Raw genomic sequence first — 9,308 nt, forward strand, 5'->3', positions numbered from 1 at the left:
ACTCCAATGACCATCGCAATTTCTCAGACCGATCGTCTTGGCGCGAACCCGTTCGTCGTCGAAGGCCCGATCGTTGCCGGCTCCGGTGTTCCAGGCCCGAACTTCTCCCTCGGCGCTGTCGCCGGCGGGGACCGCGAATCCGAATGGGTCTACTGCCAGCTGGTGCTGGCCTCGCAGACGACCCTTCAGCCCGGCCAGTGGTTCCAGTGGACCAGGGATTATGTCGCTTCGCTGCTGACCACGGCGGCTGCCGTCGTCGGCCAGCGCTGCGGCGTCTTCTCTGGTGCTGCCCAGCCCCCGACACTGGCCGGCGGTCCGGTCGGTGCCATCACACTTGCACCTGGTACCTATTACGTCTGGCTGCAGCGCAATGGCCAGGCGCCGGCATTGGTCGCAACCGCAACGGCGGCCCTCGTCGTTGCCGAAACCACCACCACGGCAGGCCAGGCGAGCGCCCCGGCATCGGCCACGGCAACCACCAAGGCCATCGCCAACGTCAACTTCGCGGCGGCCAACCAGACGTTCACGGCCACCACGGTCAACGGCTCCAACCTGCTGACAAGCCTTTCCGGGCTGAATGCCGGTTCCGGCCCGTTCATCGGCGCGGCCGTCTCCGGCACCGGTATATCAGGCGGAACCATCATCTCGGGCATCACCTACAGCCCGAGCGGCGTCGTCCAGAGCATCACGCTCTCGGCCAACGCCACCGCCAACGGCACGGGCATTACCATCACCGCAACGGGCGTGCTCGAGGCAACGCTGATGCGTCCGTTCCTGTCGAAGGTGAACTAAACCGTCAACCAACGGGCGCTGCGGCGCCCGTTCCTCATTCCCCCGCCATCAACAGCGAGACACGCACCATGCCCGACAGCAACACCGGAATTTATGCCTCCTTCAGCCTCGAACCGGTCGAGCAGACCTTTCTGACGGAGAAGGAAGGCCGGCCGATCTTTGCCGACAAGGAATTCGTCCGCATCTTCATCTCGGGCGACAAACACACCGAAGTCTATCGCGAGGTGACGGAGAACGACAAACAGCGCTTTTCCGATGCCTATAAGCGTTTCAGGGAAGGCGCTGCCGCCCGCGAGCAGCTGACCGGCACGCCGCTGGCGCAATGGCCCTATCTGAAGCCCAGCCAGATCAAGGAGCTGGAGGCGGTCAACATCTATACCGTCGAGCAGCTCGCAGCACTTTCCGATACCGTCAAGCAGAAGATCGGCATGGGGGCGAACGAGCTCGTCGCCGCCGCCCGCGCCTATCTGGCCACCGCTGAAAACTCGAGTGCCGCCTCGGCCTTTGCCGCCGAAAACGAGCGGCTGAAGGACGAGGTGACGCGGCTGCAGGAGCAGATGAAGGAGATGGCCTCGCGCTTCGAGGCGCTGGAAAGCGAACGCCAGGGCGGCAAGGGCCGCAGCCGGCAAGCGGCCTGACGAAGCCTTAAAACAAGCCGCCCCCCTCATCCGCCTGCCGGCACCTTCTCCCCGCTGGGGAGAAGAGGCTCGCGGCGACGTCTCGACTCCCTCTTCTCCCCTCGGGGAGAAGGTGCCCGTAGGGCGGATGAGGGGGCCACGCGGCACAACCCTCAAGTAAATTCGCCTACCTCGCCACGCCCACAGCAACTGCTCTGAATCGGAGATCCGCGCATGTCGCTCTTGACCATCATTCAGAATGTCTGCGCGGAAATCGACCTCGATCCGCCGACGGCCGTCATGTCTTCGGCGGATCCGCAGATCATGCAGCTGCGCATCCTCTCCACCCGCGCCGGCCGCGATCTGATGCGCGAGCATGACTGGTCGGCGCTGATGGTGCAGCGGCAATTCACAACGACGGGCGCCAACCCGGAGCCGGCCGAGCCGCCCGCCGACTGGGACCGCTTCGCCGCCAATTCGAAGATCTGGAATGCCTCGCGTCTCTGGCAGCTCAACGGCCCGGTGGAGCCGCAGACCTGGCAGCGCAACAGGATCATCAATTCCAACCCGGTGCCGCAGATCTGGCGCATGGCCGGCGGCAAGCTCGACATCCATCCGAACGCTGCCGGCGAGACGATGGCTTACGACTATATTTCCGGCTTCTGGGTGGCGCTGAATGGCGAGGCGACCTATGCCGCCAATTGGGCTGGCGACACCGATACCGCCCGTTTTCCCGAAGATCTTCTCGAACTTTCGCTGATCTGGCGCTGGAAGCGGGCCAAGGGCCTCGACTATGGCGAGGAGATCGCCAGTTTCGAGCGATCCAAGGAAGCCGCGATCGGCGCCGATCGGGCGGCAAGCCCCGTCGACCTCTCCCTGCCGGCGAGGGGTCAGACGCCCGAGAACTATTGGCCCGGCACCATCACGGTGTCCAACCCATGACCCGCAGACCTGTCCCTCAAAACGGGCGCACCGGCCGCGTTTCGCCAGGCAAAGACTGGATCGCGCCGATCGGCGGCTGGCGAACCGATGTCGAGATGGCGGATATGCCTGCCGATGCGGCGTTTCAGCTCGACAACTTCTTTCCCGAGGCCAACCGAGTGCGCGCCCGCTACGGCTTCCTGGCCTTCGCCACCGGCCTTGGCGCCGACGTGCAGACGGTCATTCCCTATTCCGGCGTCGGCAACAGGCTGTTTGCCGCCGCCGGAGACAAGATCTTCGACGTCACGGCGGGCGGCGTCGTCGGTGCGCCCGTCGTCTCCGGCATGGCAAGCGCCCATTGGTCGGTGCAGCAATATACCAACCCCGCCGGCCAGGAGTTTCTGCGCCTCGTCAACGGCCTCGACACGCCGCTGCTCTTCAACGGCACCGCCTGGACGAATAATTTTCTGGTCGGCACGGCAACGCTCGCCACCCAGAACGTCGCCGTCCGGAACGTGCCCTATACGCTGAGCTTCTTCGGCACCGGCTCCGTCACCCTTTCCGGCGCTTTCACCGGCACGCTGAACGGCACGGGCGTCGCCAACCGGGTGTCGCTGACCTTCACGCCGGCGGCCGGCACGCTTGTCGTCACCGTCTCGGGAACGGTCACCAATGCGCAGCTTGAGACGGGCGCGGTCGCGACACCTTACGTTCCCTCGACGATGATCACGGGGATTCCTGATGCCTCGCTGCTGATTGCCGTCACCGCCTATCGCTCGCGCCTGTGGTTCATCGAGAAGAATTCGACCAATGTCTGGTATCTCGCCACCGATGCCGTCAGCGGCACGGCGACGGTGCTGCCGGTCGGCGGCAATATGAAATATGGCGGCACGCTGATTGCGATCAACGTCTGGACCATCCCCGTTTCGACGGGCCTGCAGCAGTGCCTGGTGCTGATCTCCTCGGAAGGCGAGGTGATCGTTTTCCAGGGCTCCGATCCCTCGAGTGCTTCCAATTGGGGCCTGATCGGCACCTTCAAGCTCGGCCGGCCGCTCGGCACCGATCGATGCCTGCTCTCCGTCGGCGCCGATCTGGCGATCATGACGACGGATGGCATCGTGCCGATCACCAAGGCCGTGCAGCTCGATCGCGGTGCCACCAGCCTCGGGGCGATTACCGCCAAGATCGGCCCGACCTGGCGCGAGACCGTTGCGGCGACCGGTACGACCTCTGAGGAGTGGCAGCTTTCGAGTTTTCCGGCGCGGCAGATGGCGATCGTCAACCTGCCGTCCTCCTTCGGCCCCTATCAATATGTGATGAACACCGAAACCGGGGCCTGGTGCCGCTTCGTCGGCATGCCCGCCTCCTGCTGGGCGACATGGCAGGACCGGCTGTTCTTCGGCGCGGGCGACGGCACGGTTTATGAGGCCGAGGTCGGCGCCAACGACAATGGCGTGGCGATCGATGCGCTGATGGTCGGCGCCTGGAGCCGCTATGGCGATGGGCTCTCGACCAAGCTCTCGAAGCTGATCGGGGTGACGGCGCAGATCGGGGTGTCGACGCTGATGTATGCCGGGATCTCGGTCGACTACCAGACCAAGATTCCCAACGCGCTTCTGTCGTCGATCGAGAACAATACGGCGGCGAAGTGGGGAACGGCGGTCTGGGGTGTCTCGAAATTCCCGGGCATTTCGCTTGTCCGCAAATTCGCCTCCGCCGGCGGCGCCGGTTCGGCCTTGGCGCCGACAATCCGCGCGCTGATCTCGGGCTCGTCCGGCTCCGTCTCGGAAGCGGCCGTGGTCGGCGGTTCGGTGCTTTACGAAAAGGGCGCGCCGATTTGATCGTCTCCGAACCGCGCGAGGAGATCGCGACCTGGGTCGGGGCCAGGATCGGCGCGAGCTTCCATCCGCCTTACACCACGCTTGCCCAGATCGACCGCGGCCGGATCATCGCCGGCTTCGTCTTCAACGTCTGGACCGAGCATGACGTCGAGGTTTCGCTTGCCGCCGACCGGCTGACGCTGACGCTGATGCGATCGGTCTTCCGCTATGTCGTGCATCAGCTCGGCTGCCGCCGCGCAACCGCAAGGACCCGCGCCGACAATGCCGAATCCCAGAAGGTTCTGGCACGACTGGGCGCCCGCCTGGAAGGCCGCCAGCAAGCCTATTTCGGCGACTGCGACGCGCTGCTTTACGCAATCATGAAAGAGGATTTTCCCTATGGTCTCCACGCCGAAGGCCCCGAAGGCGCCTGATCCGACACAGACCGCAGCGGCGCAGACGGCCACCAACGTCGACACCGCCATCGCCAATGCGGGCCTCAGCCACACCAACCAATACACGCCGGATGGCTCTCTGGAATACAAGGTCAGCGGCTACCAGACGATGACCGACCAGAACGGCAAGACCTATCGGCTGCCGACCTATTCCGCCTATCAGACCTATTCGCCCGAGAACCAGGCGATCTACGACCAGACGCAGCAGACGCAGCTCGGCCTTGCCAAGCTCGCCAACGACCAGACCGGCAAGATCTCCGGCGTTCTCGGCACCAACGTCGATCTCAGCGCCGGCAATGTCGACAAATATGTCAACGATCACTGGCAGTCCGGCTTCAACAACCAGTGGGACCGCGACCAGGCGAGCCTCGATCAGAGCCTTGCCGACAAGGGCATCTCGATGGGCTCGGCCGCCTACGACAACGCCATGCGCGATTTTTCGACGCGCAAGCAGGCCGCCTCCGACCAGTATCTCGGCGACATGTATTCGAATGCCCAGAACTCGATCCTGACCGAGCGAAACCAGCCGCTGAACGAGATTTCGGCGCTGATGTCGGGCTCGCAGGTCCATCAGCCGAGCTATGTCAACACGCCGACCACGCAACTGCCGACCGTCGATCAGGCCGGGCTGATCAATGAGAACTTCAATCAGAAAATGGGCCTTTATGACCGGCAGGTCGCGCAATCAAATGCGACGATGGGCGGCCTCTTCGGTCTTGGCGGCTCGCTGCTCGGCGGCTGGGCGAAATCCGACCGTCGGCTCAAGGAAAACATCAAACGCGTCGGCACGCTGGATAACGGCCTGCCGGTCTATGCCTTCCGCTACAAGGAGGGCGGCCCGATGCAGATCGGCCTGATGTCCGACGATGTGCGCGAGATCCATCCGGACGCCGTGTTGGAACATGCCGACGGCTTCGACCGCGTCGATTATGAAAGGGCGGTGAGCTGATGGCATATATTTTCGGCGGCGATACCGGCAAGACGCACAGCGACATCGACGACCAGCGCAAGCGGCTGGCCTACGCCATGCTGCAGCAGGGCATGGATGCGAGCCCGGTGCAATCGCCGTGGCAGGGCGCGGCGCGGCTGGCGCAGGCGCTGATGGGTGGGCTGGAGATCAGGCAGCAGAATGAGGAGCAGCGGGCGGCGACTGCCGAGCCAACGGGCACGCCGGCGGGCTCGCCGTCCACCCCGCCTGCGAAGTCTCCCGGTTTCCTGTCGTCGCTGTTTAGCGGCAAGCGCAATGTTCCATGAATAGCGCCTGGACTTGGCTGTCCAGAATTGAGTGAGCGCCCTGAGACCGGCGCCTCCTGAGTCGCTTCCGCTCAACCTGACTGTCCGCAGTTGAAGTAGACGTCAACAAGCGACAGTACTTTACATCGATCCCCAAATCCACAGGAGCCTTTGATGTCAAACTTTAAAGAAGCCCCGGCATTGAAGAAAATGCGCCGCCTTGGGGCTGCCCCCAATGCGCGGCAGTCCGGCGATCTGTCGATTATCGACGCCATACGCGCTATCGGCGGTGGTACTATCCTTACCGGTCCCTATCCGGACGAGGTGGGGGCTGGGACAGGTGCAGCGGCGCCCGCGTTGGATCAGGATTCGGAGATAGGTCAGCAGCCGTCGACCGCACTGGATATACTGAAGTCGACCGGCGCGCAGACAGGACAGAAGCGCGAGCATAACCCGCTCGAGAAACTGATCACTGGCGAGCCGCAGACGCCTCAAGAGCCTTCTATCGCTGGGGATGTCGCCGCTTCCGGCGCTTCCGGCCTCGTTCGTGGGTCAGTTGAATTAGCTGGCCTTCCCGTCACCGTCGGCCGCATGACCGACGACATGCAGATGGGCGCCTCGCGCTATCTCATCGACACGCTCGAAAGTTGGTACAGGTCCGCCAAAGGTTTGCCTCAGAAGACGGACGAAGAGAGGCAAGCTTTTCTGCATCCGACGTTTGATGAGCGTGGGCCTCTTGCGAGGGCACAAGATTCGGTTCGTGGTCTCATGGACGAGAACCTTTATGCGCCAAAGACGCTGCCCGGACAATACGCGAAAACGGTTGGCGAGTTCGTTCCCGGCGTGCTCACTGGTGGATCCAGCAACTTGCTGACGAACATCGGCAAATTCGCCGTGATCCCTGGGGTTGCCAGCGAAACTGCGGGGCAGTTCACCAAAGGCACGAAACTGGAGCCATACGCTCGCCTCGTCGGCGCGCTTCTCGGCTCCGGTATTGTTCCAGCTGGAGAACGTTTAATTACGCCGCTGCCGGTTTCCGCCGAACGGCAGCTGATGAATCAGACGCTGAGAAACGAGGGGATTGAGCTGACGGGGGGGCAGGCGTCTGGCAGCACCATCTTACGCAACGCCGAAAGCGACCTTGGTGGAGCAGCAGCGAAGAAATTCAGCGAAATGCAAGGCGACCAACACACGCACGCGGCAGTTTCTCGTGCAGGCATCAGCGCAGACCGCGCCACGCCTGAGGTGATGCATCAGGCATTGACACGCATCGGCGATGACTTGGATGCGCTAGCCGCCAATAACAGCCTGATCCCTGATCCGCAATTCGCAAACGACATCGCGACTGCCAGGCGCAACTACAATAGTCGTGTGGGGGAAGGCGCGCGCGCGCCGGTTGTCGAGGATTCAATAATCGATATTGCACGCCTGGTGAACGGGGGCCAGCGAGGTGAAACCTACAAGGCGACCCGCTCTCGACTTGAAGAAGAGCAAGCAAAAAACTGGCACAGTCGTGAAATTTCGGAAGCATTGTCCGCTATCCGCAACGCCATGGATGATGCCATGGAACGATCGATCGCGACGCAAGACCCGAATAGCCTGAACGCCTGGCAGGAGGCAAAGCGTCAGTACCGCAATTTTCTGGATCTGGAAAAGGCCGTCGCCGCTGCGGGCGAGGATGCTCCGAAAGGCATCATCTCTCCATCGCACCTGCAGAGCGCCATGAGACCGCAGAGCCCTCGCGCATCCGCCCAAGAGGATGGGGATTTCACCGAACTGGTAAAGGCAGGGAAAGAGGTCCTCAAACCGCTTTCCAGTTCCGGTGGCTCACCGGTGCGCAGTTTTATCCAAAAAGTCATTCCGGCTCTTGTTAGCGCCGGCGCTGGCCATAAGTTGGCTGGCAGTCATGGAGCAATGCTGGGCGCCATAGCCGGCGGCGCTGCCCCCTATGTGGCCGGAAGAATTCTTTTATCTTCCCCGGTTCGCGCTTACCTCCAGAACCAACTGATCCAGCCCACGCGTCTAACTAGCCCGCAAGTCGCTGCGCTTGCTCAAGCCCTTCTTTCGCAGCAAGCCGCTCAATGGCAGCAACAACCAAATCGGTAGCGTAACACGCCAGCAGTCGCTTCTTCCGGAGAAAATTAATGCCCAGAAACCCATCCACCGGCGTCTATTCCAAGCCCGCCGGAACGACACCCTCTGTCGGCCAGGTCATCGACCCGGTGCCGTGGAACGCGCTGACCACCGACATCGGTAACGAAATCACCAACTCGCTGCCGCGCGATGGCTCAACAGTGCTTGCGTCCGACGACGACGCTGTGCGTCGCTTCACGGCTGCCGATCGGAATTCGAGTGTCATTGAGGGCGGTCAAGTCATGTACGGCGTTGTTCTGCGGTTCAAGCGCATCCGGTAGTTAATCCCAGTAACGGACAGGACGAATGGGACACCTAGAACTGCCAACCAGACGCGCATGATGGCGACGAGATGCCGATCGCAGGGCGATTACGCTAAAATCGCCTCGGATGATTATCAAGACGACATCAACCTGCTCGTAGCCGGAAAGCATGTCTGTGTCGTCGACGGTCTCTTATCCTCGACTACCGGTTGCCTCTTCCAAACTGAAGGGCAAAGTTGTAGATGCCTCTTATGATCAAGAAGCTCCTCAAAGCGGTATTACCGAAGTCTGCAATTGTCGCCGCCTATCAGTGGCATACGCGGGAAAGGCGATATAGATCTTGGGCCCACGCGGCAGCGGCCAGCGCCGAGTACGGGTCGCGGGATCTCACGGCTTTCAGGGTGGCGCGCTCGCGGCAAATCGTCGGCGACGAGGATTCCTACGCAAAGCCGCCAGAAGAACTGCTCCAGACCTTCGACATGCCCTCTGGCCGGTTCGTTGATTTCGGCGGTTCAGCCGGGGAGATGTGCGCTGTCCTGCAACGGCGGTTCCCTTCGTGGTCGTTCACCGTGGTCGAGACCAAGGCAATGTCGGATGCATCGAGGGCGCTGCGCCCATCGATATCGCATTCTGATCAACTGCCCGATGGATACGATGTCTTCTATAGCAGCGGAACGCTTCAATATCTGGCCGATCCTGAATGGCTATGGAGTGATGCTCTCGGCAGGACGGGACGGTACGCTTATCTGGCGCGGAATTGTTTCTCCAATCGGAAGGCATTCAGCGTTCAGTCATCCAGGCTCTTCGACAACGGCGCTGGACCGATTCCTGAAGGGTTCGACGACGTCAATATTCGCTACCCGCATCAAACCATTTCAGAGGCGTCGTTGACAGCAATAGCTGGTCGAATGGGCTTCGATCTTATCGGCAGGTTCGAAGGTCGCAATAGCGGCCTCACCGGCAGCAAAACGGATGCCTACGGAGCCGACCTTTTATTTAAGAGGCGATAGCCCGATTTAGGTCAGAAAAGAACGCGGAAAACGGGTGCACTCTTTCGAAGCCACCGTTTCCCCC

Annotated in this window: 10 protein-coding genes; all 10 read left to right on the plus strand. The window is 62.0% G+C overall.

The genetic code is table 11. The features are described 5' to 3' along the window. The first annotated feature begins 6 nt into the window (after positions 1 to 6). The 10 genes from B5P46_RS08710 to B5P46_RS08755 all read left to right on the plus strand — a co-directional run bounded on the left by B5P46_RS08710 (position 7) and on the right by B5P46_RS08755 (position 9,244). Positions 7 to 792 (plus strand): hypothetical protein, encoded by a 786-nt coding sequence (locus B5P46_RS08710; protein ID WP_129418318.1) that lies wholly within the window; start codon positions 7 to 9, stop codon positions 790 to 792. Between the two features lie 68 nt (positions 793 to 860). After that, entirely contained in the window at positions 861 to 1,430 is a 570-nt protein-coding gene (locus tag B5P46_RS08715; RefSeq protein WP_129418319.1) for a hypothetical protein, read from the plus strand. A gap of 213 nt (positions 1,431 to 1,643) precedes the next feature. After that, positions 1,644 to 2,351, plus strand: coding sequence for a hypothetical protein (locus B5P46_RS08720; RefSeq protein ID WP_129418320.1), 708 nt, complete (start codon positions 1,644 to 1,646; stop codon positions 2,349 to 2,351). After that, positions 2,348 to 4,171 (plus strand): hypothetical protein, encoded by a 1,824-nt coding sequence (locus B5P46_RS08725; protein ID WP_129418321.1) that lies wholly within the window; start codon positions 2,348 to 2,350, stop codon positions 4,169 to 4,171. The genes B5P46_RS08720 and B5P46_RS08725 overlap by 4 nt, the downstream gene beginning before the upstream one ends. Then, positions 4,168 to 4,584, plus strand: coding sequence for a GNAT family N-acetyltransferase (locus B5P46_RS08730; RefSeq protein WP_129418322.1), 417 nt, complete (start codon positions 4,168 to 4,170; stop codon positions 4,582 to 4,584). The genes B5P46_RS08725 and B5P46_RS08730 overlap by 4 nt, the downstream gene beginning before the upstream one ends. Next, positions 4,550 to 5,554, plus strand: coding sequence for a tail fiber domain-containing protein (locus tag B5P46_RS08735; RefSeq protein ID WP_129418323.1), 1,005 nt, complete (start codon positions 4,550 to 4,552; stop codon positions 5,552 to 5,554). The genes B5P46_RS08730 and B5P46_RS08735 overlap by 35 nt, the downstream gene beginning before the upstream one ends. Next, a complete protein-coding gene (locus B5P46_RS08740; protein ID WP_206735323.1) occupies positions 5,554 to 5,859 on the plus strand; it encodes a hypothetical protein in 306 nt (101 codons plus the stop codon). The genes B5P46_RS08735 and B5P46_RS08740 overlap by 1 nt, the downstream gene beginning before the upstream one ends. Positions 5,860 to 6,012: 153 nt before the next feature. Beyond that, positions 6,013 to 7,944 (plus strand): hypothetical protein, encoded by a 1,932-nt coding sequence (locus tag B5P46_RS08745; RefSeq protein WP_129418325.1) that lies wholly within the window; start codon positions 6,013 to 6,015, stop codon positions 7,942 to 7,944. 38 nt (positions 7,945 to 7,982) lie between these two features. After that, a complete protein-coding gene (locus tag B5P46_RS08750) occupies positions 7,983 to 8,252 on the plus strand; it encodes a hypothetical protein (RefSeq protein ID WP_129418326.1) in 270 nt (89 codons plus the stop codon). A gap of 233 nt (positions 8,253 to 8,485) precedes the next feature. Beyond that, the gene (locus tag B5P46_RS08755) at positions 8,486 to 9,244 is read left to right on the plus strand and encodes a hypothetical protein (RefSeq protein ID WP_129418327.1); all 759 of its coding nucleotides are present in this window, start codon (positions 8,486 to 8,488) and stop codon (positions 9,242 to 9,244) included. The last annotated feature ends 64 nt before the right edge of the window (positions 9,245 to 9,308 follow it).

Source organism: Rhizobium leguminosarum (assembly GCF_004123835.1).
GTDB classification, from domain to species: Bacteria; Pseudomonadota; Alphaproteobacteria; order Rhizobiales; family Rhizobiaceae; genus Rhizobium; species Rhizobium leguminosarum_M.